The 24,441-nt window shown below is 57.2% G+C and carries 27 protein-coding genes and 1 pseudogene; 8 read left to right on the top strand and 20 right to left on the bottom strand.

The window, feature by feature from the left end:
* Window positions 1–9: 9 nt before the first annotated feature.
* From AC1DK3_RS00375 to AC1DK3_RS00360, 4 genes are read left to right on the top strand one after another with little or no spacing between them, the layout of a single operon-like run.
* Complete coding sequence (locus AC1DK3_RS00375) at window positions 10–372, top strand: rod-binding protein (protein WP_477190326.1); 363 nt, start codon at window positions 10–12, stop codon at window positions 370–372.
* Between the two features lies 1 nt (window position 373).
* Window positions 374–865 (top strand): hypothetical protein, encoded by a 492-nt coding sequence (locus AC1DK3_RS00370; protein ID WP_477190325.1) that lies wholly within the window; start codon window positions 374–376, stop codon window positions 863–865.
* Window positions 862–1,329 carry a flagellar basal body-associated protein FliL gene (locus tag AC1DK3_RS00365; RefSeq protein WP_477190324.1) on the top strand — a complete coding sequence of 156 codons (468 nt, stop codon included), beginning with the start codon at window positions 862–864 and terminating at the stop codon, window positions 1,327–1,329. The genes AC1DK3_RS00370 and AC1DK3_RS00365 overlap by 4 nt, the downstream gene beginning before the upstream one ends.
* Window positions 1,313–1,879, top strand: coding sequence for a hypothetical protein (locus tag AC1DK3_RS00360; protein ID WP_477190323.1), 567 nt, complete (start codon window positions 1,313–1,315; stop codon window positions 1,877–1,879). The genes AC1DK3_RS00365 and AC1DK3_RS00360 overlap by 17 nt, the downstream gene beginning before the upstream one ends.
* A 6-nt stretch (window positions 1,880–1,885) precedes the next feature.
* Here the strand turns inward: AC1DK3_RS00360 and AC1DK3_RS00355 are convergent, their stop codons facing one another.
* From AC1DK3_RS00355 to AC1DK3_RS00305, 11 genes are all read right to left on the bottom strand, one after another.
* Window positions 1,886–2,296 carry a hypothetical protein gene (locus AC1DK3_RS00355; protein ID WP_477190322.1) on the bottom strand — a complete coding sequence of 137 codons (411 nt, stop codon included), beginning with the start codon at window positions 2,294–2,296 and terminating at the stop codon, window positions 1,886–1,888.
* Window positions 2,297–2,321: 25 nt separating this feature from the next.
* Window positions 2,322–2,867 (bottom strand): chemotaxis protein CheD, encoded by a 546-nt coding sequence (locus tag AC1DK3_RS00350; RefSeq protein ID WP_477190321.1) that lies wholly within the window; start codon window positions 2,865–2,867, stop codon window positions 2,322–2,324.
* Entirely contained in the window at window positions 2,864–3,253 is a 390-nt protein-coding gene (locus AC1DK3_RS00345; RefSeq protein ID WP_477190320.1) for a response regulator, read from the bottom strand. Before AC1DK3_RS00345 ends, AC1DK3_RS00350 begins: the two co-directional genes overlap by 4 nt.
* Window positions 3,254–3,265: 12 nt before the next feature.
* Window positions 3,266–4,312 (bottom strand): protein-glutamate methylesterase/protein-glutamine glutaminase, encoded by a 1,047-nt coding sequence (locus AC1DK3_RS00340; RefSeq protein ID WP_477192838.1) that lies wholly within the window; start codon window positions 4,310–4,312, stop codon window positions 3,266–3,268.
* Complete coding sequence (locus AC1DK3_RS00335; RefSeq protein ID WP_477190319.1) at window positions 4,306–5,199, bottom strand: CheR family methyltransferase; 894 nt, start codon at window positions 5,197–5,199, stop codon at window positions 4,306–4,308. The genes AC1DK3_RS00340 and AC1DK3_RS00335 overlap by 7 nt, the downstream gene beginning before the upstream one ends.
* Window positions 5,196–5,663: a chemotaxis protein CheW gene (locus AC1DK3_RS00330; protein ID WP_477190318.1), complete on the bottom strand. Its 468-nt coding sequence runs from the start codon at window positions 5,661–5,663 to the stop codon at window positions 5,196–5,198. The genes AC1DK3_RS00335 and AC1DK3_RS00330 overlap by 4 nt, the downstream gene beginning before the upstream one ends.
* Window positions 5,664–5,668: 5 nt before the next feature.
* Complete coding sequence (locus tag AC1DK3_RS00325) at window positions 5,669–7,819, bottom strand: chemotaxis protein CheA (RefSeq protein ID WP_477190317.1); 2,151 nt, start codon at window positions 7,817–7,819, stop codon at window positions 5,669–5,671.
* 23 nt (window positions 7,820–7,842) lie between these two features.
* Window positions 7,843–8,208: a response regulator gene (locus AC1DK3_RS00320; protein ID WP_291166619.1), complete on the bottom strand. Its 366-nt coding sequence runs from the start codon at window positions 8,206–8,208 to the stop codon at window positions 7,843–7,845.
* Window positions 8,205–8,522, bottom strand: coding sequence for an STAS domain-containing protein (locus AC1DK3_RS00315; RefSeq protein ID WP_477190316.1), 318 nt, complete (start codon window positions 8,520–8,522; stop codon window positions 8,205–8,207). The genes AC1DK3_RS00320 and AC1DK3_RS00315 overlap by 4 nt, the downstream gene beginning before the upstream one ends.
* A 104-nt stretch (window positions 8,523–8,626) precedes the next feature.
* Complete coding sequence (locus AC1DK3_RS00310; RefSeq protein ID WP_477190315.1) at window positions 8,627–10,894, bottom strand: methyl-accepting chemotaxis protein; 2,268 nt, start codon at window positions 10,892–10,894, stop codon at window positions 8,627–8,629.
* Between the two features lie 585 nt (window positions 10,895–11,479).
* A complete protein-coding gene (locus AC1DK3_RS00305; protein ID WP_477190314.1) occupies window positions 11,480–11,824 on the bottom strand; it encodes a PilZ domain-containing protein in 345 nt (114 codons plus the stop codon).
* A gap of 335 nt (window positions 11,825–12,159) precedes the next feature.
* On the opposite strand from AC1DK3_RS00305, the gene AC1DK3_RS00300 reads away from it, so the two are divergent.
* Both AC1DK3_RS00300 and AC1DK3_RS00295 read left to right on the top strand, forming a co-directional pair.
* Window positions 12,160–14,307, top strand: a complete 2,148-nt coding sequence (locus AC1DK3_RS00300) for an EAL domain-containing protein (RefSeq protein WP_477190313.1) — start codon at window positions 12,160–12,162, stop codon at window positions 14,305–14,307.
* Window positions 14,308–14,518: 211 nt separating this feature from the next.
* The gene (locus tag AC1DK3_RS00295) at window positions 14,519–15,229 is read left to right on the top strand and encodes a PilZ domain-containing protein (RefSeq protein ID WP_477190312.1); all 711 of its coding nucleotides are present in this window, start codon (window positions 14,519–14,521) and stop codon (window positions 15,227–15,229) included.
* A gap of 32 nt (window positions 15,230–15,261) precedes the next feature.
* On the opposite strand, the gene AC1DK3_RS00290 is transcribed toward AC1DK3_RS00295, so the two are convergent.
* The 9 genes and pseudogenes from AC1DK3_RS00290 to AC1DK3_RS00250 form a co-directional block, all read right to left on the bottom strand.
* Window positions 15,262–16,125 carry a GGDEF domain-containing protein gene (locus AC1DK3_RS00290; protein ID WP_477190311.1) on the bottom strand — a complete coding sequence of 288 codons (864 nt, stop codon included), beginning with the start codon at window positions 16,123–16,125 and terminating at the stop codon, window positions 15,262–15,264.
* A 557-nt stretch (window positions 16,126–16,682) separates the two neighbouring features.
* Window positions 16,683–16,952: a flagellar biosynthesis protein FliQ gene (gene fliQ, locus AC1DK3_RS00285; protein ID WP_092868568.1), complete on the bottom strand. Its 270-nt coding sequence runs from the start codon at window positions 16,950–16,952 to the stop codon at window positions 16,683–16,685.
* The gene (gene flgD, locus AC1DK3_RS00280; protein WP_477190310.1) at window positions 16,949–17,356 is read right to left on the bottom strand and encodes a flagellar hook assembly protein FlgD; all 408 of its coding nucleotides are present in this window, start codon (window positions 17,354–17,356) and stop codon (window positions 16,949–16,951) included. The genes fliQ and flgD overlap by 4 nt, the downstream gene beginning before the upstream one ends.
* Window positions 17,353–17,769, bottom strand: a complete 417-nt coding sequence (flbT, locus tag AC1DK3_RS00275) for a flagellar biosynthesis repressor FlbT (protein WP_477190309.1) — start codon at window positions 17,767–17,769, stop codon at window positions 17,353–17,355. Before flbT ends, flgD begins: the two co-directional genes overlap by 4 nt.
* Window positions 17,769–18,113 (bottom strand): flagellar biosynthesis regulator FlaF, encoded by a 345-nt coding sequence (gene flaF, locus AC1DK3_RS00270; protein WP_339086081.1) that lies wholly within the window; start codon window positions 18,111–18,113, stop codon window positions 17,769–17,771. The genes flbT and flaF overlap by 1 nt, the downstream gene beginning before the upstream one ends.
* 41 nt (window positions 18,114–18,154) lie before the next feature.
* On the bottom strand, window positions 18,155–19,210 hold the full coding sequence (locus AC1DK3_RS00265) for a flagellar hook-associated family protein (protein ID WP_477190308.1): 1,056 nt from the start codon (window positions 19,208–19,210) through the stop codon (window positions 18,155–18,157).
* A 4-nt stretch (window positions 19,211–19,214) separates the two neighbouring features.
* On the bottom strand, window positions 19,215–20,687 hold the full coding sequence (gene flgK / locus AC1DK3_RS00260) for a flagellar hook-associated protein FlgK (RefSeq protein ID WP_477190307.1): 1,473 nt from the start codon (window positions 20,685–20,687) through the stop codon (window positions 19,215–19,217).
* Between the two features lie 26 nt (window positions 20,688–20,713).
* Window positions 20,714–21,976: a flagellar hook protein FlgE gene (locus AC1DK3_RS00255; protein WP_477190306.1), complete on the bottom strand. Its 1,263-nt coding sequence runs from the start codon at window positions 21,974–21,976 to the stop codon at window positions 20,714–20,716.
* Between the two features lie 124 nt (window positions 21,977–22,100).
* Window positions 22,101–22,754 (bottom strand): annotated as a pseudogene (locus AC1DK3_RS00250) (response regulator transcription factor); the annotation flags it as partial.
* Between the two features lie 350 nt (window positions 22,755–23,104).
* Here AC1DK3_RS00250 and AC1DK3_RS00245 point away from each other — a divergent pair.
* Both AC1DK3_RS00245 and AC1DK3_RS00240 read left to right on the top strand, forming a co-directional pair.
* Complete coding sequence (locus AC1DK3_RS00245; protein WP_477190305.1) at window positions 23,105–23,518, top strand: PilZ domain-containing protein; 414 nt, start codon at window positions 23,105–23,107, stop codon at window positions 23,516–23,518.
* A 638-nt stretch (window positions 23,519–24,156) separates the two neighbouring features.
* Window positions 24,157–24,402, top strand: a complete 246-nt coding sequence (locus AC1DK3_RS00240) for a hypothetical protein (RefSeq protein WP_477190304.1) — start codon at window positions 24,157–24,159, stop codon at window positions 24,400–24,402.
* Window positions 24,403–24,441: the final 39 nt, after the last annotated feature.

Here is a 24,441-nt window from a genome sequence, read left to right as displayed (position 1 = left end):
AAACGAGCTATGCCTATCATTTCGCCCACAGCTGCCGCCGATCAGGCCATGTGGACCGCCCGACAGACGGTCCGGCCGGCGCCATCCGCCGACGTTCGGCCCGTCGACGCCGCCGCGCCGGAACAATCCGGCCAGACGCAGAAGAGCAAGTCCAAGGAAGCTGGCCAACAGTTCGAGGCAATGTATCTCCGGCAGATGCTGGAAGAGTGGATGCCGAAGGATTCGGAATCGCTCTTCGGCGATGGCACCGCGGGAACGGTATGGCGGGGAATGATGGTCGATACCCTAGCAACCACTCTGTCGAAATCGGGAACGATCGGCATCGCGCAAATGATTATCAAACCGGAACCCGACGGTTCCAGAGGAAAGTAAAATGAGCAGTGCGGCGGCGGAAGCAAAAGCCGGATCTCACCAACCTTCGCCCGCAGCCGTCACGCGCGCCGGAGCCGTTGTTCAAAGCGGTCTCCGGACGGTGATTCCTAGCCGCGCCGTTGCGCACGACATCGAAGCCGCGCGCGCACTGGTGATCCAGGTCATCCAGCGTATCGACAGCTGTCTCGACGAAGAAATCGCTGCGTTGGACAAAGCGCCAAACTTCGATCTCAAGGCTTCAAACGATCGCAAGAGCCAGGGCCTCGTCGATCTCAGCCAGGCCATGCGGCGGTTGAAGCCGGCCGACGTCGATGATGAACTCAATCACCAACTTCAGGCATTCCGCGCCAAGCTCGCCGTCAATCTTCGCAAGATCTGCCTTCACCTCGATGCGGTCAAGGAAATCACGGCGATGCTGTCCCTCGCGATCCAGAGCGCGGATTCAGACGGCACTTATACTCGTCACATCGGACCGCAGCGGAGCCCGACGTGATCCGACTACTCGTCTTATCATTCATCGCCTGTCTCTCCACGATCGGCGGCGTCTATGGCGCCGTTTCTTGGAAATCCAGTGCGAAGACGGATGCGGCGAAGGAAGCGGGCCCCAAGCTGCAGATGATGAAGACTCACATGGTGAGCGTGCCGATCCTGACGAACGGCGAAGTCATGGGTTATGTCGTGACGCGCCTGCAGTTCACGGCAGACTCCGAACTTGTGAAACTCAGCACGATCCAACCGGAAGTGTTCGTGGCCGACGAAGCATTTCGGCAGATCTACGAGACCACGCCGAACGACATCAAGACCGGACGCAAACAGGCCATCAAAGATCTCGCTGCCAACATCGCGGCCGGAGCCAACAAGCGGCTCGGCCGGGATATGATCAAGGACATCATGATCGACAGTTGGACCTATCTCTCAAAAGCGGACATGATGAAAAACAATGAGCGCAATCGATAGTAACTTCGGCTTCGATGCCGTTTTCCGTCAAACAGCTGCCGAGCTCAAGCTGCGCCTCGCGCGCGACGCCGGGCGGCTTTCCGGCAAGCCGGTGACTGCGCGGCAGCGCGGAGGAATGGCTGCCTTCGCGATATTCGCCGGTCTTGGATTTTTATCGGTTCTGATCTTCGCGATCGGCTATTCGGCGCTGTTGTCCGATGAGCCCGAGATCTGGATTCATCGTCTGATGGCGCTCGCAGTCATGCAAAGCATCCTGATTGCGGCGGTGACGATGAAGCTCGCTCCGATCATCGAGCGCCGCGGGTCAATGATCCGAATTGGACAGCAACTCAATTTCTGGCAAGCACCTGCCATCGACGCACGCAAGCCTGCGCTGCCTGCAGCAACGGTTCCACCGCCGCTGCCAGAGCCGCGAAAGCCCGTTGTTGGCGGAAAGCTCGCTGGCCGCGAATTTCTTGAATATGACGATGGATCGATCGAGATCGATACGCTTGTCGGGCGACGGCGCTTCGCGTCGCTTGCAGCGGCACGCGAATTCGTCGGATCCTAAGCGCAGTCAGCCCGTCATAGGCCAATTGCCGAAATCATCGAACTCGCCCGTTTCTTCATTGGACGGAACGCTTTCTGCCTGCCGCCCGGTCAGCCGATCAGAAAGATCGGCGAGTTTTACGGATCGAGCGGCATCGGCAATGTCGACCTTCCAATCGCGGGACGAGCTTTTCGAGACGCCAGCGAGAAAGTCGGCAACTGCACCGAGATTCTGGCAGAGCCGATCGAGACTTTGAAGCTCGTAAAGGGATTGCGAGCCGCCGAACGCTCCGGCCACGACGAGGTTGCTGATAAGATCCTGAAGATCACTGGCGGTATCCGACAGCATCCGAACTTCTTCAGAGACCGTCGTCAATATCTCCGGTACGGGAACGCCTGTTCGCTGCGAACCATCGTGTTGTCGATTGCCGTCGTTCATCTCGTCCCAGTCCCCAAAAAAACGATCAGAAAAGTTCGAGTTCGCCGGCGTTGACATCGACTGTTGCGACGGGCATCTGCACGGGCCTTTCGATTTGTGCAGGACCCGCAAGCAAAATTTGCCGCGCACGTCCTGAAACCGGCCAATACTGGATGCGCCGGCCCTGCAAACCGCCAGTGCTGCCACCGACGAAGGAAATACCTTCCGCTTTGAGAAAGCGTTGCGCGAATTCCGCGTTGTGCTTCCCGATGTCGGAGTGAGAACGAACGGTGCGGGCACCTCCAAACAACTTCGCCTCCAGCCGATCGCGCCGGCCACCGGCCTTCAACAGGCCGTTGACGAGCATTTCCATCAGATGGACGCCCATGCGCTCATCCGCTGCCGCTGTGGAGCCGAGGTTGCCGGGCAGAAGAAAGTGATTGATGCCGCCCACTCCGGCAAGCGGATCGCGAATGCACGCGGCAATGCAAGATCCGAGGATCGTCGTCACCATGACATCCCGGTCGCTGGTGACGAAGAACTCGCCTTGAATGATGTGGACGCGATTTTCCGTCTTCACGGCGGACGTCATGTCAACTTACCGACAACAGCCTCGATGCACGTTTTGAGCTGTGGCACAGCGAACGGCTTAGCGAGGAAGTTATTCAGTCCCCACTTCTTGCCTTCGTCGATAAGAGCTTTGTCGCCCTTACCCGTCACGAGGATGAAGCCGACCTTGCTTGTCGGGGCATGCTGGCGCAGCGCACGCAAAAGCTGAATGCCGTCGATTTTTGGCATGTTGTAGTCCGAGATGACGAGATGGCAGGGCGCCGCCATCATCATCTTCAACCCCTCTTCGCCGTCCTTGGCGACTTTGAAGTTCTTCAACCCAATCTGATCAAGACCGTCGGTTAGAAGCGCCCGGCTGACGGACGTGTCATCAACGACCAGAATCTGCAGTTGCTGCATTGAGGGCATGGTTTTCGCCTCCTAGTTTTTCTTCTTCATTGACGTTTCTGCGATTATCGCTGCCGCAAGGCGGTCGAGGGCCAGCTGATTTTCAACGGCCCCGACTTCGAATGCCACTTTCGGCATTCCATAGACGATGCAGCTGGATTCGTTTTGGCCGAATGTTTTTGCACCGGCCTGACGCATGGCGAGCAGGCCCGCGGCGCCGTCTTTTCCCATGCCGGTTAAAATGACGCCGACCGCGTTCCCCTTGCAAGAGCGCGCCACGGAGTTGAAGAGCACGTCCACCGACGGACAATGCCCGCTGACACGTTCGGCGGTCTTCAAACGGCACCGGAGGTCCGGCGTGATTTCGAGGTGGCGCGTTCCTCCCGGCGCGAGGAAAACGTTTCCCGGCAATAGCTTTGCGCGGTCGGTCGCTTCCTGAACCTTCGGCGCGCAGAGCCTATCGAGACGGTCAGCGAAGCTGTGCGTAAATGCCGGCGGCATATGCTGAGTTATGACCGTCGGCGGACAATTCTCGGGGAACCCGGACAGCAGTTCCAGAAGAGCTTCAACGCCGCCTGTCGATGCGCCGATGGCAACCACGCGGCCGTCAGACACGTACGACGCATGTGCCGATTGGATGCCTCTTGCCTTGCGATGGCTGTCTTCGGTTCTGACCAGAGGCTTCACGCGGGCCGATGCTGCGATCTTGACCTTGTATGGCAGCTCTTCGAAGCTGTGTTCATTTCCCGGTCGCGGCTTTTCTATGCAGTCGATTGCGCCCATCTCGAGAGCCTGAAGCGTTTCCTCGGCACCGCGTTTCGTCAGGGTCGACACCATGATGACCGGCATGGGACGCAGCCGCATAATCTTTTCGAGAAATTCCAGGCCGCTCATATTCGGCATCTCGACATCGAGCGTGACAACATCGGGGTTGAGCGCCTTGATGGCCTGACGCGCCTGAAGCGGATCCTCGGCCTCGCCCACAACGACGATATCAGGATCCTTTGTCAGCGCCGAGGCGATCAGCCCGCGCATGGTGGACGAATCGTCGACCACGAGGACTTTGACTTTTTTCATGATGGCTTGCCGCCCCTCCTGCGATAGCTCGTGATGCCATCGCTGGACAACAATGCGGCTGCGGGTCCGGACATACGTTCGGAATGCCCTATGTAGAGCGCGCCATCGTCGCGCAGCAGACGCGCCAAACGGCTCCAGATCATGCTTTGCGTATCGCGGTCGAAATAAATGACGACGTTCCTGCAGAATATCGCGTCGAACGGACCGCTGAACGGCCAGGTTCCCATCAAATTGAGTTCTCGAAACGAAACGAGAGCGCGCGCGTCATCGGCAATTTTCAGCGTCGTGCCGCGGCTGTCGCCAGACACAGGCTCGAACCATTTGGAGCGCAGATCGGACGGCACATCACGAACCTCTTCCTTCTGATATTGCCCCTTCTTTCCATGCGCGACGACGTGAGGATTGAGATCAGTTGCAAGGATACGGACGTCGAGCGATGCGGCATTGGGGATGACGGAGAGCACCGTCAGCGCCATGGAATACGGCTCCTGTCCGGTTGAGCACGCAGCTGACCAAAGTCTGATGCGATTACCCCGGCGGGCATTCTCCGCAAGCGGCTCGATGATCTGGGTGCGCAAATGCTCGAAGTGATGGGGCTCGCGGAAGAAGCGCGTCACGTTCGTGGTCAGCGCCGCGATCATGCTGCCGCGCTCGTCTGCATCGGCGCGTACCGTCGCGCAGTAATCGGAAAACGTCGCGATCCCTCGCGCCCGCAAACGCTTCGCAAGCCGCGAATATACGAGGGTCGCCTTCGATTGGGGCAAGTCAATTCCGGCTTCCGCCTTCGCAATGTCTGCGATCTCGCGGAAATTTGCAGCCGAGAACGCGAACTCACCTGTTACGAGAGCTCCGGAATCGCGCGACGAAGACCTCTCCAATGCGGATGTCATGCGGCCGCCTTGGCGCTTATCGGCAGCACGCTTTCCAACGTGACGATGCTGATCATGCGGCCTTCGACGGCATAGACGCCTTTGACAAAAGTTTTCGCCAGATCCGAGGCGACGTCCGGTGTCGGCTGCATGGAAGCTTCGGACGTGGTCAGGATGTCGGAAACTGCATCCACCAGCAGGCCCACGACCTGCTGATAGACCTGCACGACGATGATGACGCTTCTCGCTGTCGGCTCGGTGAGGCCGAGACCGAACCGCATGGCGAGATCGACGATCGGAAGAACGGCGCCGCGCAGGTTGATTACGCCACGTACGTAAGCTGGGGAGTGCGGCAACGGCGTTGCGGGCGTCCAACCGCGGATTTCGCGAACACCCATAATGTCGATGCAAAATTCCTGCGCACCCACGCGGAAAGAGACGAACTCGCGGTTTGCAGAGTTGGCTGACGAACCGACGTCCTGCATGATCATTATCCTCCAGTTCCATAGCGTGCGTCGCCGCCGAGCTGCTCTTCGAACGAACCCGTGACCAAGGCGTCCACGTCGAGAATGAGTGCTACACGGCCGTCGCCAAGGATCGTGGCGGCCGCGATGCCGGCAACGGTGCCGTAGTTCGCTTCAAGACTTTTGATGACGACCTGCCGCTGATCCTGGATCGAGTCGACCAACAGAGCGTTGCGCGCGCCGCCTCCGGTCTCGACCAGTATCGCTACGCTGCGTTCCGGGTCGGCCGGCGTATCGCGAAAGCCCATCTGCGTGCCGACATCGATAAGCGGCACGAAGGTATTGCGGATGGCCATGACCCGGCTGTCTGCGCCGATGCCGTGAATCTCGCCCTTCTTCGGCTTCAACGTCTCGACAATCGCCGTCAACGGCACGACGAGCGTCTGACCCGCAACGGACACCGCCATACCGTCGAGGACGGCAAGTGTCAGCGGCAGACTCATCGAGAACGTCGAGCCAAGTCCCGGTCGCGACGCGATCGATATGCGGCCGCCGAGTGCCAATATCGAGCGCTTGACGACGTCCATGCCGACGCCGCGGCCTGAGATGTTCGAGATCGTCGCAGCCGTCGAGAAGCCGGGGAGGAAGAGAAGATTATCGATGTCGCTATCGGAAAGCTGCGCGTCGGGCGAGATAAGGCCCTTCTTGATTGCAGATGCGCGGACCTTCGGCCGATTGATGCCGGCGCCATCATCCGAAATCTCGATGACGATACGCCCTGAACGGTGAGCCGCGCTCAAACGAACGTTGCCTTCGGGGGACTTCCCGGCCGCGATCCGTTCCTCAGGCGATTCGATACCGTGATCGACCGCGTTGCGGATCATGTGCGTCAGCGGCTCTGCCAGACGCTCGACGACGGTTTTGTCGACCTCTGTCGCTTCGCCGTCGGTTTTGAGGCGAACTTGCTTGCCCGTCGTATCCGCCAGCTCGCGCACGATGCGCGACATGCGCTGAAAGAGTGGCTTTACAGGCTGCGCGCGGATCGCCATCACGCTTTCCTGAATTTCGCGCGTCAGCTGCTCGAGTTCTTCGAGGCCGATAATAACCGATGATGAACCGGCGAAATTCGCTTCGATCACGCGCTGAGACAGCATGGCCTGGTTGATCACAAGCTCGCCGACGAGATTGATCAGGCGGTCGACACGATCGAATTCGACGCGGATGGTCGTCTGCGTTTGCACAGCGACGGCCTTCGACGCCTCTGTCGTTTGCGTTGACACCGCCGAAGTTTCGCTCGCGATCACTTCTGTTGGCGCGGGACCAGGTTGTGGATGGTCTCGAGAATTCGTTTCTGCCACGGACGCGTTGCCAAGCGCCTGCGCCAACAGCGCGGCAATCGCTGCGTCCGAAACTTCGGATTGACCGTCGGTTTCGATGGAGATGTCGGCTTCTCCGTCGACGAATTCGAACACCTCGCGAACGGCCTCGATCGGCGCCTCAGATGAAAGCTTTACGTTCCAAGAGAGATATGCGCCGTTGGGATCGATCGTGTCGAGATCCGGCACTGCGGACACATCGCAGCTGACTTCGGCATTGCCCAGTCGAGAAAGCTCTCGGACGATCAACACCGTCTCGTTACCATTGAGGTAGAGTTCGGGCCGAGGCGTAAAGCCGACACGATATTCATGCACCGGTGCCGCAGGAGGCTCGGGCGCCATATCGGGAAGACCGAAATCCAAGACCATCGGCTGGAAGTCGATGGCTTCCTCGACTTCTTCCTCGCCTTCGACGGTCGTCAGCGCCTTGACGTCAGCCGCGACCGCCGCGTAGCTCGACTCGTCGATTTCCGTGCCGTCACGAGATGCTGCCACGAGATCGGCCAGCACGTCGGCGGCGCGGAGCATCACTTTCATCACGTCGGCGGACGGGTGAAGCTTGCCGCTTCGAACGTAATCCAGCGCCGTCTCGAAAGTATGTGCGAATTGCACGAGCGCAGTCAGCTTAAATGCGCCCGCGCCTCCCTTAATCGAGTGCACTGCGCGGAAGACGGCATTGACCGTTTCGGAATCGGCATTGCCTTCGTCCATTGCAAGCAAGCCGAGTTCCATTTCCGAGAGCTGCTCTTCGCACTCCTGGAAGAACGTCTGGCGGATTGCGGCCATCGTATCGACGGTCATCGTTTATGCTCTTTTATTTCGATTTAGGCGGCGACGCGGCGGATAGCGGCGATGAGCTTCGTCGGTTCGAACGGCTTTACGATCCAGCCCGTCGCACCAGCTTCCTTYGCGCGCGTTTTCTTCGCGGCATCGCTCTCGGTGGTGAGAACAAGAATCGGTACCCTGCGGTATCGGCTGTCTTTCCGCACGGCCTCGATAAGTCCGAAGCCATCCATCTTCGGCATGTTGATGTCGGTTACGATAACGTCCGGCATGGATGTCTGAAGCACCTCCAGACCATGAACGCCGTCAACCGCTTGCACAACATTGAAGCCCGCTTCTGCGAGTGCCATTTTCAGCATGTCGCGCATCGTCCGGGAATCGTCGACGGTTAGTATCGTCTGCATCATGGGGAAAATCCTTCGAGAAGAAATTGGTCGCCTGACAATCCAACGAGCGCGATCGTGTCGAGAAGGGCGGAGCTCGGATTTGTCACCGCGTAGCTCTGACCATCGGCGCGCCAGGTGTGTGCGGCGGCTATCAAAACCTGCAACGTCTGCACGCCGACCCTGCTCATCTGACCCGCATCAACGACCAGTGGAGCGCCACGACGGGCGACCAGCAGATCCTTGATGGCGGCAGCCGATGAAGAGTCGCACGAATCCGGTAGGACGAGTTTGGCGTCTTCAACTGGACTTGGCATTTCGGCGGCCACTTCCATCATTGACGTGGCCTCCCCACTATCCTTGCGGTGCGACTTTGCAGTCTTACGCGGCACGCTTTTCCTACGGGGACCATTGGCGCCCGCTTTCGCTTTAGCGCGCGCCATTAAAATTCCTCCCAACCGGCGTCAGAGGAGGCCACATTGCGCCGGCCCATGCCTCCGCCAGCGGCAACCTTCGACTTTGGCGGCGCGCGCTGCGGCCGGGGAGCCGACTTCGGCTGTTCGCGCCGGGTCGACATTTCGACGACCGTATCGTCGCCTGTTCTGAAGCGGCTGACGAGGCGGACGAGTTCTTCGGTCTGTTGAGCGAGCGTTTGCGTTGCAGCCGTCGCTTCCTCGACCATCGCGGCGTTCTGCTGCGTGACCTGATCCATCTCGTTGACGGCCGTGTTGACTTGCTCAAGTCCGTGCGCCTGTTCGTTGGCGCTGGTCGCGATGTCCGTGACGATTGTGTTGATTTCAGCGACCTGGGTCACGATACGAGTCAACGCCAAGCCGGTCTCGCCGACGAGCTGCACACCCTGTGCGACCTGTCCGGTCGAAGCAGAAATGAGACCCTTGATCTCCTTTGCCGCCTCGGCAGAACGCTGCGCCAGTGCTCGCACTTCCGATGCCACGACTGCGAAGCCTCGGCCAGCGTCGCCTGCGCGAGCGGCTTCGACGCCGGCATTCAACGCGAGAAGGTTCGTCTGGAACGCAATCTCGTCAATGACGCCGATGATCTGGCTGATCTGCTTCGACGAACTCTCGATGCCGTTCATTGCTGAAATCGCTTTGCGAACGATCTCGCCGCTCTTCTCGGCGTCTGCCTTGGCAACAGAAACCGTTTCGCGGGCATGGGTCGCGCCACGAGCCGTCTTGTTGACGGTATCCGTAATCTCCTTAACGGCAGCTGCCGTTTGCTCGAGACTTGCGGCCTGGTTTTCCGTGCGCCGCGAAAGATCGTCGGAGGCTTGCGAAATTTCCTCGGTGCCGAGCTTGATGCTGGCGGCACCTTTTTTCACAAGCTCGATCGTGCTTCTCAGCTGCGAAGCCGCGGAATTGAAGTCTGTCTTGAGCTTCAAGAACTCCGGAGCGATCTCGGCGTATACCGAGGTCTCGAGGTTTCCTTGCGCGAGTTCCGACAGAGAGGTTCCGAGCGATTGGACGACGACATTGATCTGGCCCTCGGCCTCGATCTTCGCGGCTTGCGCGGCATCCAGCTGACCCATCATCAGGTTCATCTGGTTGATGATAGCCTCGTACTCCGGGATGACCTTCTCGGTAATCCGATGCGTGAAGTCGCCGCTCGCTATCCGTTCGGCCGCACTGGTGAACGCGTCCATGAAGCGCTCGTGCTCTTTCGCGTAGTGCTCGCTCTGCTCCTGCTGCTGTCTGGCAGCATCGACGGCGGCGTCGGTCATCGCCTTATTTTCGACGACGGCTTCCTTGAAGCGTGCGAGCGCACTCGCGATCATGCCGTTTTCGTTGCTGTCAGCGAGATACGGGACTTCGACGCTCAAATCCTTATGGCTGATTTGATCCATCGCGCGGACCAGGCTCGTGAGCCGCAGCGAAATGCCCTTTGCGATGAGACCGACCAAGACAACAGCAGCGACGGTTGCAGCGATCAACAGCGCAAGCGTCCGGTATAGAGAGGATCGTGCAGCATCCGCATGATCTTTTGCGAGTCGGTCAAAAAGATCGCTGATTTGACCAGCCGACGTTGCGACGAGGCTATTGGCGTCGCTCAGTGATGCGATAACGTCGCTGCCGATCGCTGCTCGCCGATAGTCAGCGGCTTTGATCTTCGCACCAATTTGATCGAGCGTCGTGAGAAGCCTGATGTTCGTGTCGCCGAGCGTGCTCTTCGATTCGCCGGAGACATCTGCACTCAGAAGCTTATTCAGCGAGCCGCGGAATTTCTCCGTCGTTCGTCTTAGTACGGCGTAATTGATTGCGAGCTTGGCCTGGTCGTCTACGGCGCTCACGGTATCAAGCGTGGATTTGAGATCGATGAGCGCCTGCTTCACTCCGGACAAGCGCTGCACAATCAAATCCTGCGCGTGGAAAGTAGCGGCCGATGCATCGGCGGCCAGACCCGATGAACTCGCAATCTGATCCAAAAGCTCGACGCCGAGACGCACTCGCTCGTCCGTCGACCGGGCGTTCTCGAAGGCGTTTACGCTCGGTTGAACCCCGAGACTTTGTGAAATGTTAGAGAGCTTGGCGAGTTCGCCGTCGCCCGACCTTGCCATTTCATCGGCGGCCATCTTGGTCCAGACGGCGGATGCCAATCGGCCTCCATCGATTTCGCGATCAAGCGTGCTGATCTGCTGGAGCTGGTGATCCGCATAAATGTAGAGCTGGACCAGCGAAGGAATTAAGAACACCGCAGATATCAGGGCAAGCCGGCGCGGCATTGACCATTTGCTATTGATATATCCTATGACCATAGCTGAACCTGTTTCCTCGGAGCGTTGATCTTGTTTCTAGCGTTTATTGTGCGGTGCGATTCGGCCTCGGCGCGGGCGTCCGCGATGCCGTTGATGAATTCGGGTTGCAGGGACTCTCAAAGAGCGGGGAGCTGACGCGAGCAATCGCCCCCAAAGCAGCGGAGGCTGCGTCGGTGGAAATGATCGGCGATCGTTGAATCTTTCGGGACTGACGAAAGAAGCGGCCGCGAATTATCGTGCCCCATCGGTAGTTCCTGCTTTTTCTAAAAGCCTGGAACATGTCGGATCTTATTGCCGACTCAGCTGCGCGGCATCATGCCTATGATTTACTAATCAAGCAGCTGTGCACAAGAATTAGTCCGAAAAACTATAGAATTCGTTTACGAAACGAGCACTGTTACGTTTTTATTTGAAACGATCTGGCATTGGTCATTAAATAACGCGCAACTCATTTGCCGCGTGACTCAGACGTTAATTTCTCTTTATTATTGGGCGACGGCGGAATTTCGCGGAGCGATTCGGCTATTTCCTCACCCACGAAATGCGCCGTGGCGGCCTGATATAGCTCAGACCGGCTATCGCATCATCAATGCGAATAAGCCTGCATTTCACGATTAAATCGTCTCCTGGGATCTCTAAATAGAATTCGCCGATCAGCCGCTCTGGCTCGGGGAGCTTAATTCTCGCTCCTCCGTCCGATAAATCCAGGACTGTTCCGGAAAGCCTTTGCCCATCGTGAAGTTCGATAACAGCGGCTTTGAAGACCGGCCGCCGGCCAAATTTGCGCTGTTCTCGTGGACGTTCTATTGCCAAAGTTCTTCTCGGTATTTCAATTCTATTAATGACCCTGCTCGGACAGCCGTACATCAGCGTGGGAAAACAAACCCGTAATAAGGTGGGTATAAATGTGTGGTTCTTGATCCCAGCTCGGGGATTCCGTGTGTGCCCACAAGCAATTCCTCCGTTGGCGGAGCGTTCCAGCTCTACATGATTCGCCGACTGAGCGAGCTAATCTCGCCTTAATACATTACGTTTAATTGTCGGAGTAATGTGCTGTCACCGACGCCAGTGGGGGACAGAGGCATGATGCCGACCTAGATTACAAGGCAGGTTTTGGAATGCGGAATCGCCGTAAGGGCCGCCTCTCGGTCGAGGGCTATCCGAAGGGATCAAACGACCGGTCATAAATGCGGGGCGGAACAATGCGAGGCTCATCGGTTAAAGGCGTCATGGCTTTCGATCTCGACGGACTTGCCTATAGTGCGCCAGTCGCAAAAAAGGGTCGCAAAAAGGATGCGACCAGTCCGTATTTCAGCACGAGCTCGGACGCTAAGGCCTTCGTGTCCGCGCTTGATCAGGTGGGTATCGTTTCGATCACGGATCCTGAGGGCCGCATCGTTCATGCGAACAGCGAATTCTTGCGCATCAGCGGCTACGGCATTGGCGAGGTCGTCGGCAAAGACCATTCGATTCTGAATTCCGGGTACCACCCGAAAAAATTCTGGGCTGATGCCTACGGAAAACTTCGCAAAGGCGAGACCTGGCGCGCGCCCGTGAAAAATCGGGCGAAAGACGGATCGTTCTATTGGGTCGATTCGATCATCGTTCCGCTCAAGGGCAGAGATCGCCAGAGCAAGGGCTTCCTGTCGTTTCAGATCGACATCACGACTGCTGTCACGCTTCACATGGCGCTCCAGGACCGCAACGCCCTGCTGCAGGCCGTGGTCGACAGCTTCCCCGGCGGCCTCACAGTCTTCGACCGCGACCTTCGCTTAATCCTCTGCAACAGCAAGCAGCGCGAGTTGCTCGAATATCCGGATTCTCTCTTCGAGAACTCTCCTCCAACGCTCGAGGAGCTTTACCGCTTCAACGCCAATCGCGGAGAATACGGGCCGGGGGATGCAGAGGAACAGGTGCTCACGCGTCTCGAACGCGCGCGCAAGGGCGAGACACATATCTTCGAGCGGCAACGGCCCAACGGAACCTACCTCGAGATTCGCGGCACGGCATTACCCGGCGGCGGATTCGTGACTGCCCACCTCGATGTGACAGAGCGGAAGCGGTATCAGGAAACCATCGGGCGGCTTGCGCACCAAGATGTTCTGACGGGCCTACCAAACCGTGCCCTTTTTCAGGAACGCATTCGGGTCGGTCTAAAGCAGGTACAGAACGGCTCGTCCCTGGCGCTTCATTGTCTGGACCTCGATCGGTTCAAGTCGGTAAACGACACGCTCGGTCACCCTATCGGGGATTCTCTGTTGGTCGCCGTGGCTGAAAGGCTCCGGGCCGAGATCAGAGAAACCGATACCGTAGCCCGGCTCGGCGGCGATGAATTCGCAATCATTCAAATGGCCCCCCGATCAATCGAGGAAATCGAGGCTCTTGCAAAGCGGATCATCGGCGCCTTCGCCGAGCCATTCGTTCTCGAAGAGAATACGGTCTCAATCGGAACAAGCATCGGGATCGCCGTTGCGCCGTCAGACGGCATCGAAGTCGGCCAACTGATGATGAATGCGGACATGGCTCTTTACCGGACCAAATCGCTCGGCAGAGGCACGTTCGGTTTCTTCGAACACTCGATGCATGAGCGGTTGCAGACGCGCCACCAAATCATCATGGGGCTGCGCGAGGCCATCGCGAACAGCAAATTCGAGCTTCACTATCAGCCGATCGTGAATGTCAAAACGCGCAAGATCGTGGGTTGCGAAGCATTGATACGCTGGTCGCATCCGGTAAGGGGGCTCATTCCGGCCTCCGAATTCATTCCGATCGCCGAAGAGTGCGGGTTGATTGGTCAGATCGGCGATTGGGTGCTGAAAACGGCATGCGCCGAGGCGAGCCTCTGGCCTGACGACATCTGGGTCGCGGTCAATATTTCCCCTGCTCAATTCCGCGGCCAGGATCTCGTAGAAAAGGTTACAAACGCATGCAGAGGGCTTCCCCTCTCGCGGCTCATACTCGAGATTACAGAGACGCTCCTAATGAAAGATCGGGACGTTGCGTCTGACACGCTCGAGCGTCTGCGCAAAATGGGCGTCCGATTTGCGATCGATGACTTCGGGACGGGCTTCTCTTCACTCAGCTACCTGCAGAGCTTTCCGTTCGATAAAATCAAAATCGATCGCTCGTTCGTCTCTGCCGTCGCGAACGTCAAGCGCTCGGCAACGCTGCGGCGATCCATTATTCAGCTCGGCTACAATCTCGGCATGACCAGCGTCGGCGAGGGCGTCGAAACCGAACAACAACTCGATCGTTTGCGGGCCGAAGGGTGCGTAGAGGCGCAAGGCTTTCTCTTTTCCCGGGCGGTGCCCGCCGCAAAGCTTCGGACGCTGTTTTCCAAGCCTCTCTGAAGACCTCTGTGCTCTAGCGTCCAAACACTTCGATATAATGCGAGAGAACTGACCTGTGCTGAGGGCGCTGCTAAAGATTTCGGAACCAACGCGGTCGACGTTATCGAGAACGCGGATTTCCAACGAACCGGACGAAGGCAACGCGCTTTTCGAAGCGCTCATCTGTGAATTTCATTGGACGGCACTGCAGATCGGGGGCATCGCGGCTTGCATGAATGCAGCGCTTGCTCTCGGACGCACTTGGACTCTTCGATCGTGCAGCAACCTGGTCCCCGTCGAGCCGCCAATTATCAACGTCGCGCTACGGGCGTGGCAGGAGATCGGGATCTCCGGCGAGCTCGCGGCTTCGATCAGCAAGATCTATTTCGATTTGTTGGACGCCAAGAAGCTCGCGATGCCGCTGATAGACCAGGCCGGCGCCTTTACAGGATCGGGCATATCGCTCGCGAAGCTCGAGCAAATCACCGCTCTGTGGCGGAAGCTGGCGGAAGACTGCAAAATTGCGGTGCGCCGACTTGAACCTGAGACACGCTGGCGTTTCAACGGCGTCTACACCGGAAACGCGCTCATTCTCGGCAAATTCTTGGGGGAATCGCAGTCAGGCTCGTACGGTTGCGTCAATCAATTCGGGGAAGCCGCAATCCCCGTTTTGCCACAACGCCGAAAGACGCCGAGATACGTCCTGCTGCAGCCTTGCAAGATCAGCGACAAAGGTGGCGGCTCCATTGCCTTTGCACGCGATATCTCGAAGAACGGCATCGGCCTGGATTGCGAGCGGGATCTCGCATTGAAGGAGCGGGTTCTCGTCGAACTTCGCAACGGTCAAAAGATGAAGGGCACCGTCGTCTGGTCCCGCAACAAGCGGGTCAGCGTACAATTCGACGAGCCGTTGACCGACGGCGACCCATTGATAGCGCGTTGAACGTTCTTCTTTAGAGATGTGGGCCGGGCACTCTATTCGTCGGCGGCAATACGATTGCGGCCGGCGGCCTTTGCTTCGTAAAGCTTGGAGTCGGCGCGATCCAAGAGAGCGTAGCAATCCTCGCCAGGGCGTAATTCTGCGACGCCGAAGGACGCGGTGACCTTGCCGATCGGCTGCCCCGTCCGGTGGTGCATCCATTTCTTGCTTTCGAGCTCACCCCGGATCTGTTCGCCGAGGTTCTTCGCGCCTTCAAGTCTGGTTTGCGGCAAAAGGATAATGAACTCTTCTCCGCCATAGCGAGCGGCCGTATCGCGGCCCTTGATGTTTTTCGAGAGAAGCTCGGCGAACCGTCTCAATATCTCGTCGCCCACGGCATGCCCGAACGAGTCATTGATCCTCTTGAAATGATCGACGTCGGCCATGATCAAGGAGAGCGAACCCTTCGTTTCAACGGCGGTGCCCACCTCTTTTGGAAGGTGGATCTCCAACCAATGCCGGTTCTTCAGCGACGTGACGGCATCAAGCATTCCCAATTTGTGGCTATCGCTGAGGCTAACTCTCAACTTTTCGATTTGCTGTTGCGATTGCTGTAAGCGCGTATTGAGCTCACGCACTTCATTCTGAACTTTCTTGTTCTCGCTGATCAGCATCTGGATTATGGACCGGACGCGTTCGGGCGAGGTCGATGACACGAGCGTGTTGCTGACATTCGTCAGGGAGTCGGAATGCGTTCCACTCAGCTCGAGATGCTCCTTCAGCAGGCGCATTACAGAAAAAACTTCGTCGTCAAGTTCCTGTCCGACTTTCTCGAGACGCTCCGACAACCGATCGTCAATTTCCTTATCTGCACCAAATCCCCCGCGGAAAAACTGCATGGCCCCCCAAGCGAAGGACATGCATCCCGCTGCGACAGTTCCAAACAAGATAGCAAGAGCAAACGGATGAGAACCAAGTCGCACGATGCGGCCGCGCGAATCCACTTCGGCAATTTGCCAAGAAACGTCCGACCAGCTCGATATCGCGGAAATTTCGATCTGCGAGTGCATCAGCAGATGCCACAGCAAAAAGGTTGAACAGATCGCAGCGACACTGCCCAACATGATGATGGCGGAGGAAGGCAATTGTTTAAGTGCAGATGCGCTCATAATCTTGCTCAGCTCTAAAGTGGCGAAGGGGTTATCCTCGCTGAAAAGAACATCTGCCTGAGGTATATTGCACATTCGGTTTCCGAGCGGAAACCTTGGGCAGATTTAGTGACCGCCTGCATGGCGACGGAAAATTTCCCGTTGCCGCCAAGCGAGGTTGACTAACGACGCTCCGCTAATGGAACGCGTGACTCAGCCTACGGACCATGAGTCGCCAACAGGCGCAATACTCTTATTGATGATTTATGTGATTACACAAAGAGCCAGCGTTTACAAAACGCATTTAATGGTAATCTGGCGCACCCCGGTCACTTAAAGCCGAGTGCGATCCGCAAATAAAGTTGCTCAGTGAACACCTTCAACAAGTTACCACTGTAGCTACCGGTCAGCAGGAGGATCAGAAATCCCGCGATGATTTTCGGCACGAAGGTCAGCGTCATTTCTTGAATTTGGGTCAGCGCCTGAATGAACGCGACGCCTACGCCGATGACCATAGCAGAGCCGACGACGGGCCCTGCCAATACAATCGTCAGCCAGATCGCTTGTTGGACAATTTGAAGCGCATCACCTTCCGTCATGTCACCGGGTAGCCTATCGTTACTCCGGCAGAGATCGGCACTTCCTTGCCGCTGGTCAGGATCGCTGTTGATCCGGAAGAATCGATCCGAACAGATTGAATCACGCCTGCCGTGCCATCCGGCGCCTTCAGCGTCAGCCCAATCATGGTGCTGGCCTGCGAGATGTTCGAATTTACGAGGAGCTGATCAAGCTTGGAGTTCGTGTTGATGGCTTGCTCAACGCTCGAAAACTGAGCGATCTGCGACATGTACTGTGTCGAGTCCGTTGGATTCAGGGGGTCCTGATTCTTCAACTGGGCGATCATCAGCTTCAAGAAATCGTTATAGTTGAGCGTGTTTGACTTTGCTGCCGCCTGGGTGGCAGTTGGAGTGGTCGTGCCGTTGGTCGACGGAACCGTTGTCATGCGACCTCCTTGCTCTGTTCCTCAGTGTTCATTACAGCCGCCTCTTGCGGAAGCAGCGATCTGACTTTCTTCAGAGCTTCGAACGGGCGATCGTTATCGAGCAAATCCGCGGTGTCGAGCAGACCCTGCCTGAGAATCCTATCGCTGATACTGCCGAGCAGATTGGCAACGGATTCCCGCGCCATCGTTCGAGCCTTCATGTGCAGTGCGGGGTCAATCAGCATCATCTGGATCATGAAATATAGTTGCTTGAACGGCGTTGTCGTATCCTCGGGCTTCATCACATGCTGCTCGAGAAGGAAAATAACGTCGTTCATGAGCTCGATGCTGACCTTCCGATCGACGCGCAAGACTCCGCCGTTGACGAAGAGCCGCTCGCCGGCACGCAGGGTAATTTTCAAGCCGCCCGCCATCACAACCCTTCCGCGATGACGTTCGAGACGTCGATCAGCCCGGCAAAATTCCGCGAGTTGCCCTTGCTGATCGCATCGGCTTCCTTGAGCATCCAAATGCCGATCGAGATGAGGCCCGCCCGGACTTCATCCGGCAGCCCATTTTCGGGCTTCGCGAGATCATCGAGGAAAAAGCTCCAAAGCCGATTGAGGAAGAAAATTGCATCGATCGCTTCACGCGACTGCGGTCCGGCTTTTTCTGCGGTCTTCAGGAGTGCAACCGACTGCTCGATAGCCAGCCGCTCGTTCTCGCGTTGCCGGCTGCCGGATTCACTCAACGTCTCTTCGTATGAGAACTTGTACATCTTCTGCCTTCCGGAAGCCTGATATTAGATGCCGCCTAAGCTCACGTGAGATAATCCATGATGGTGAGATTGTTCAGCTTGTTGGTGATCGAGTACGCCGCTTGAAGCGCCGTCGAAATTTCTGAAAGCTTCGTCGAGACGGCGGCCGGATCGACTTGCTCGAGGTTGTCGATAGATTTCGTGAGGAAGTCGATCTGCGAACCGATCTGGTCGTTCGAGTCGGAAACACGCTTCTGCGTCACGCCAAGATACGATTGGACCTGAGTAAGTCCGCCCGTTGCGTTAGCGACGAGATCTCGTGCCTTCGACATGATGACTTGCTGAGTTCCGCTGCCGAGATTGCCGAAGCCCAAGCCCGCAAACATCACAAAAGCTTGGCTCAACGAGCGGAAATTGGCGTCGTTCGCGGTTACCGAAGTATTGGCGATCTCGGTTCGCGAAATCCTACTGCTTACTGCTTTGTCGGACGCACCCGACCATGTGTTCGACCAGTTCGAAGCGGTGAATAGGTCAGCAAATTCGTTATCGAGAAAATCCTGCATGTCCGAGGGCGAGATATTGGCCGCTGCGGGATCGCTCGGATTGAAACCAAACTTCGTGACGAATGCGTTCGTAACTGCCTGCTGCCCTGCTGACGGAGGCGATCCGAAGAAATCGTCCATCGGTTTGACGTCGGAGTTGATGCCTGCAAAAAGATATTGCCCGTCAAGCGATGAATTGAGCTGGTCCTGCAGTGTTTGCATGCCGGCCTGGGCCGCTTGAACGATTGTCTCGGGCGACGTCGACGCCGAGCCACCACTGATCAAGGCCGACAGGAACGACGATGTGCTTTTCGCTACGGTCTGCAAAGCGGATTGCGACGCGTCCATGCGATTCAGAACGAGTTTGTTCGAATTCTGGACGGACTGGATCTGTTCGAGATCCTGCCGCATGGAAACGCTGACGCCCGTGTTCGCGCCAAGGGTTACTCCGACGTCGGCATGCCTTCCTGTCGCCATTTCCTTTTGAACATCGACGAGTTGCGACTGCAGGCGAGCGATTGAACGACGGGTGTCATCCGAAAGGCCAGCCGACGATATGAATGATGCTGTGATCATGATGTTAGTTGATCGACTGTAGGAGGGTTGCAAGCATGTTATCGACCGTATTTATCAGCCGCGAAGAGGCCTGGAAGGTGCGCTCCAGGTCGAGAAGGTTGGTCATCTCTTCGTCCAGACTCACGCCTGTTTCTCTCGAGAGCGCGGAACTCGCCCGATCGGCCAGGGTTTGCCGGGACTCAGCCTCGGAACTCGCCGATTGTCTCAGCGCTTCGAGCCATGACACGGAAGATTTTGCGTAATCGGCGACGGATGCCGTTTGCGGCAGCTGGGACGAACCGTCGAACGAACGTGACGCGGTGAGACTCGAGATCAACTGCTGAATTCGATCCGTGTAGGATGCGGCGCCCGTCGCGTTGTACGTATAGGCCGCGTTCCCGGCGATGCCGCCGTCTCGCACAAGCTGCGCGTTTCCGCCTTGCGCAGGGTCGACAGTCGAATTGATTTTGATCGAGCCCGCAAGACCAGCGATGACCGTTCCGGACGCTGGAATTGCCGGCCCGCCACCGTACGTAAATAGACCAGTGACGGCTGGAAGCGTCGGCGTCGCGGATTGATCGGTCTCGGCGGTTGCTTCAATCAAGCCGCGAGCGATCTCATCGAGCTGGCTCTGATAGGTGAGCGCAATATTGTCTCTAACGTCGACAAGGCCCGCGAGCTTGCCGGAGCTGATCGACATCGTGTGCGGCGTGCCTGCGATCGGAACGCCATCCGCATATATCGGAGAACCGACCGAACTCGGCGAAAGATTTGACGTTGGAGCGAAGGTCACCTGGCGAGCGGTTTTATCAAATAGCGTGACGCCGCTGTCGGTATAGATCGCCATATCGCCGCCGGCGCGGGAAACGGTACGTATGCCGACTTCCGTCGACAACTGCTTCAGGACCGCGTCGCGCCGATCGAGGACGTCCGTGATGTCTGCGCCGCTGCTCGTTCCCTTCACGACGCTCTGATTGAGCTTCTCGAATTGAGCGAGCAGATTGTTGACGTTGGAGACCGACGTCGCGATGTCGGAATCGGCCTGATTTCGGATGTCCGTTACGGCCTGGGTGGCGGAATTGAGCGCCGTTGCCAACGACTGGGCGGCCGAAACCACCGTCGCTGCAACGGCACCGTTCTGAGGCGAAGTCGAATAGTTTTGAAGTGCCGAATTTAGTTTGGAGATGAGAGCAGCTGGTGAGTTTTCAGAGTCTGTGTCTCCGACCGTATTCTCAAGCCGGTCGAGCGCCGAGTTGACCACGGTCTGAGTCTGGTTACTGGCATTCGCACTCAAGTAAGTATCGAGCAGAAGCTTGTTTGCTGTCCGCGATATGCCAGCGACGCTGACGCCGCCACCCCCTACTGTGATGACGTTTGCGATCTTACGTGTCGCATCGGAATCGTTGACGCGCGCAATGTTCTGCGAGACTACCGAGATTTGCTCAGAGACCGTCGAAAGACTTGAACGCGCGTTGCCGATACTCTGTGTAAGCGTCATCAATTAGGCCTTTGGTTTTGGCACGATTAGCGGACGAGATTTACGAGCACGTCCAATAGTTCGGTACCCGTCTGGAACACTTTTGAGTTTGCGGTGTAGTTGCGTTGCGCCTGGACCATGGTGGTCAGCTCGGACGCAAGATCGACTGTCGAATTTTCCAATGCGCCAGAAACAACCGAGCCAAAGCCGCCGGAGTTGGCCAGACCGAGCTGCAAATCACCCGAACTCTTATTCGTCGCGAAAACGTTGCCGGAGATTGCCGTCAGGTTGTCAGGGCTTGCGACCTTCGCGAGCGGGACCCTGAACGCGTCAACGCGCGATCCGTCGGCGTAGACGGCTGTGACGGTGCCGTCGGGGCTGATTTCAAGCCGGTCGACAGCGGTCGGAGGACTGCCGTTCGCGCTTGCGTTTTGCGGCGTGTAGGCGGCTGCGAGCTGCGTCGTCTTGCTAATATCAAGCGTCAGCGTAGCGCCGTTCGGGATGTTGACACTGAGCGAGCCCGAAGCGGGAGCCGTGAGCTGTCCCGTCGTGGCGTCGAACGTCAAAGCCGTCGTCGTCAGCAGCGAGCCAGCGGCATAGGGAAAGCCGCCGGTTGCCGACGCGCCATCCGCGTTATAGACGGAGAATTCCCACGTATTATTTGCGGTTTTCGCCGAATATACGTCGAGCGTGACCTGATGCCCGAGGGTGTCGTAGGTGACGATCGACGTTTTGCCGGCGAATTCAGCCGATGCGGCGTTCGCGGAGGGAAGGTTGGCTGCAACTGTGATGGCTGCGTCCGCCGGAAGGTTCACGTCAAACTTCCCGGATGTCGAAGGCGTCGCCTTCATTCCGAGGCCGGCTGTGCTGACGATCTGAAGTCCTGCTGCGCTATTGATAACGGAGCTCGAGCTGCCATCCAAAAGGTTGTAGCCCAGCAACTTGAAGCCCGCAGCGTTGACCAGGTCGCCGTTCGCATCAGGAATGAAGCTGCCGGCGCGCGTCAGGTATGGCGTGCCCGCGGCGCTCTCGACCATAAAGAAGCCATCACCGCTGACCGCAAGGTCTGTCGCAGATTTGGTATATGTGAAGTCTCCCTGCGCCGAGATGGCGCGACGAGCAATGGTCGATACGGAGCCTGGCACGTATGCCGCGACGCTTCCCTGTGCGATGAGCGTTGCGAACTCGGTCGATGCCGCTTTGTAGCCAGTCGTATTGACGTTCGCGATGTTGTCCGCGACCGTACCCATTCGGTCAGACTGGACAGACATCCCCGATACGCTGGTAGTCATTACTCCGTAGAGACCCATCGACATTCTCCTCGTCGCGCATGATGCTCGGAGCAAGCAAAGCATCTGTGCCTTGCGTGAGACTGGTTGCTGCCGACCCGTGAACCGGGTGCAAAGCGTCTTCGAGGGCAAATTCTTTCAGACGGTAACCAAGGAACCGCTGAGAATCGATCGGGTCGTAACCGAGCTTCTGCTTCAGCCTTTTACGAAGCCGGCTGATGTGGCTTTCAATTACGTTCTCATGAATCTCGTCATTAAAAATTCCATACACGCGGTTGAATATCTGCGTTTTGGTGATCCGCGTATTACGGCTTAGGACGAGGCATTCCAAAATCCGGCGTTCGCGCCGCGGCAATGGAAGGACATCGCCATTCACAATCGGATCCCGGCCGTCAAAGAAGATCCTGATACCGCCGACATCCACGCATTCATCGGCAATTTGCATTCGCCGGCGAATTGCGCCGCTGCGGGCCAATATCTCCCGGACGTGAAATGGCTTTGCGAGCACATCGTCGAAACCCAGTGAGAAAAGCTCGAGCGTTTCGCTGAGCGCCCTTGCTTCGATCAAGCCGATGAGCGGCGCCCTGCAACGCGACCGAACCCGCGCCGAGATCTGCCGGCGGCTTGAAACCGTTCCGAGCAAAAATCCCTCGATAACGGCGACATCCTGATCGTTGATGAGTTCAAACCACTCGAAGAACTCGGATGGCTCTACAGCTGTAGCTGCAATACCCTCGCGTTCGAAACACGCAACATACCCTCCCGCGACCGTCGACCGGTCGTCAAGTACAACGAACATGTTGCCCCCCAGGCCCCGCAAATCATTGGCATAAAAGGAAATACAGTGATTCACGCTCATTATTAACAACTATTTCATTATTGCATGGGGCGCGAAAGACACGCCAAATCACACCGAAGTTACACTCGGTGCAGATACATGCATGATGAGCATCCGACGCTGAGGCGTGCCCATTACCCAATTCAAAATGCATATAATTTTATGAGTTTTTCTCTCAGCTCCGTAAGCTAATTCCGGTTGAATAGATATTCCACCGCTCGGCCAAGTGCTGAATACGAGCAATCGAAAAAGCGGCTGGAGAATACGTTTTAATTGTAGCGAGCTGAGCGGATCTAGTTCAGGTGCGTAATATGAGGCAGACGAAAATTCGAAAGCTGTTTCGCAGCATGACCGCTCCTGGAATTATCGCAGAAGAAGTTCTGTCAGACGAACGCAGGGCTGCCGAGAGGCATTCTGCGCGTCAGCACGTTGCCCTGCGCTTTCGCAATTCGCATTTGATCTGTGATTTGACTGACCTCTCCGAGACGGGAGCGAAAATCAGCGTGCTCGACGGTGTTGTGCCGAATGTCGACGAGACCGTAATGCTGACGCTATTCGACGGCACGGTTATTACCGGCACAGTGTCGTGGTTGCGCGAGAAGCATATCGGCGTTGAATTCGCTACTCCCGTGAGCGATGTGGACGAACGATTGGATTTCGAAAATCTCGGCAGAGATTATTTCGGCAAAGCCGTCAAACTTCAGAAATCAGCGCGCCGACCCTAGTCCCATTTGAAAGTCGTCAGCGCTCCGCAAGCCGAGTCAAATATGAGGTAGGGCACGTTTGTGCCTTCCTTTATCCGGCTATGCCAATGCGATCCCGGGCGCCACTGCCGTCAAGCTTCGACAGTCTTTTCGACGACTTGTTCAGTCGAGAGGATGAAGAACTTCGTGCGCCGAGTTCGTCACGCCGATTTTCGATGAGCGGCCTCGAGGCCGCGTGGGACTTCGCCGCTGCACGGGGCGGAGCGGCCTCGCGCATAACTCAACCGCGTCCCAAACATTACGGCGACGAAAGCGGCAGCGATATCCAGGCCGAAGCTTCATTAGATCCTAACAAAATATTACTCGAGCTTGGTCTAGGCTCCAGCGTCTCGGAGGCCGACGTCGCAAGTCTTCGACGCGAATTCGCCTTGCGCAATCATCCCGACCGGGTTCCCGCTGAACTCCGGGCACTGGCAACGCAACGAATGATGATCGCAAACGATCTCATCGACAGATATGTCGCCGGGTTACGCAAATCTCGCGGCTAGACCGCGCGAAATTTGCCTAAAATGCAAATAGCTTTGTTGGCGATGTTCCCATCAATGCCGTGTATTTTCACAATCAGTGGAATGGCCGGCGAAGTACGGTGAGGGACGGAAATGAAAGACGTGGGTGCAGACCTCGGGGCGTTGCGAGCTCGTATGGCGGGCATCGGCTCTCATCTCGGCGGTGACTGGGCAGAGAAACTGCAACACCAATTGCATCTCGATCTCGGCACGGCGGAATGCGCCTATTGGCATTCGGGCTATCATCAAGCCCTCTCAGATGTTCTCAACCTCATCGCGAAGCCGTCGACTAACGCCGACACCTCGGACATGACCAATCGGTACCGTGCGGCCGGCTAGGATGTAGGAAGTTTCCGCTCGGCAGAAATTGATGAAACA

The organism is Hyphomicrobium sp. 01T421, from assembly GCF_056398805.1.
Note: the sequence above shows the minus strand (reverse complement) of the source record. Positions and strands in the feature narration are given on the sequence as shown.

Bases quoted from the DNA above. Each gene is read 5' to 3' on its own strand.
- AC1DK3_RS00375 (WP_477190326.1), top strand. From the start codon at position 10: ATGCCTATCATTTCGCCCACAGCTGCCGCCGATCAGGCCATGTGGACC.
- AC1DK3_RS00345 (WP_477190320.1), bottom strand. From the start codon at position 3,253: ATGCCCTCAATGCAGCAACTGCAGATTCTGGTCGTTGATGACACGTCC.
- AC1DK3_RS00315 (WP_477190316.1), bottom strand. From the start codon at position 8,522: ATGATGGAAGTGGCCGCCGAAATGCCAAGTCCAGTTGAAGACGCCAAA.
- AC1DK3_RS00325 (WP_477190317.1), bottom strand. From the start codon at position 7,819: ATGACCGTCGATACGATGGCCGCAATCCGCCAGACGTTCTTCCAGGAG.
- AC1DK3_RS00300 (WP_477190313.1), top strand. From the start codon at position 12,160: ATGCGAGGCTCATCGGTTAAAGGCGTCATGGCTTTCGATCTCGACGGA.
- fliQ (WP_092868568.1), bottom strand. From the start codon at position 16,952: ATGACGGAAGGTGATGCGCTTCAAATTGTCCAACAAGCGATCTGGCTG.
- AC1DK3_RS00335 (WP_477190319.1), bottom strand. From the start codon at position 5,199: ATGACATCCGCATTGGAGAGGTCTTCGTCGCGCGATTCCGGAGCTCTC.
- AC1DK3_RS00360 (WP_477190323.1), top strand. From the start codon at position 1,313: ATGAGCGCAATCGATAGTAACTTCGGCTTCGATGCCGTTTTCCGTCAA.
- flgD (WP_477190310.1), bottom strand. From the start codon at position 17,356: ATGACAACGGTTCCGTCGACCAACGGCACGACCACTCCAACTGCCACC.
- AC1DK3_RS00265 (WP_477190308.1), bottom strand. From the start codon at position 19,210: ATGATCACAGCATCATTCATATCGTCGGCTGGCCTTTCGGATGACACC.
- AC1DK3_RS00355 (WP_477190322.1), bottom strand. From the start codon at position 2,296: ATGAACGACGGCAATCGACAACACGATGGTTCGCAGCGAACAGGCGTT.
- AC1DK3_RS00305 (WP_477190314.1), bottom strand. From the start codon at position 11,824: ATGTACGGCTGTCCGAGCAGGGTCATTAATAGAATTGAAATACCGAGA.
- flbT (WP_477190309.1), bottom strand. From the start codon at position 17,769: ATGGCGGGCGGCTTGAAAATTACCCTGCGTGCCGGCGAGCGGCTCTTC.
- AC1DK3_RS00350 (WP_477190321.1), bottom strand. From the start codon at position 2,867: ATGACGTCCGCCGTGAAGACGGAAAATCGCGTCCACATCATTCAAGGC.
- AC1DK3_RS00295 (WP_477190312.1), top strand. From the start codon at position 14,519: ATGAATGCAGCGCTTGCTCTCGGACGCACTTGGACTCTTCGATCGTGC.
- AC1DK3_RS00370 (WP_477190325.1), top strand. From the start codon at position 374: ATGAGCAGTGCGGCGGCGGAAGCAAAAGCCGGATCTCACCAACCTTCG.
- flgK (WP_477190307.1), bottom strand. From the start codon at position 20,687: ATGACGCTTACACAGAGTATCGGCAACGCGCGTTCAAGTCTTTCGACG.
- flaF (WP_339086081.1), bottom strand. From the start codon at position 18,113: ATGTACAAGTTCTCATACGAAGAGACGTTGAGTGAATCCGGCAGCCGG.
- AC1DK3_RS00240 (WP_477190304.1), top strand. From the start codon at position 24,157: ATGAAAGACGTGGGTGCAGACCTCGGGGCGTTGCGAGCTCGTATGGCG.
- AC1DK3_RS00245 (WP_477190305.1), top strand. From the start codon at position 23,105: ATGAGGCAGACGAAAATTCGAAAGCTGTTTCGCAGCATGACCGCTCCT.
- AC1DK3_RS00290 (WP_477190311.1), bottom strand. From the start codon at position 16,125: ATGTCCTTCGCTTGGGGGGCCATGCAGTTTTTCCGCGGGGGATTTGGT.
- AC1DK3_RS00330 (WP_477190318.1), bottom strand. From the start codon at position 5,663: ATGCAGGACGTCGGTTCGTCAGCCAACTCTGCAAACCGCGAGTTCGTC.
- AC1DK3_RS00255 (WP_477190306.1), bottom strand. From the start codon at position 21,976: ATGGGTCTCTACGGAGTAATGACTACCAGCGTATCGGGGATGTCTGTC.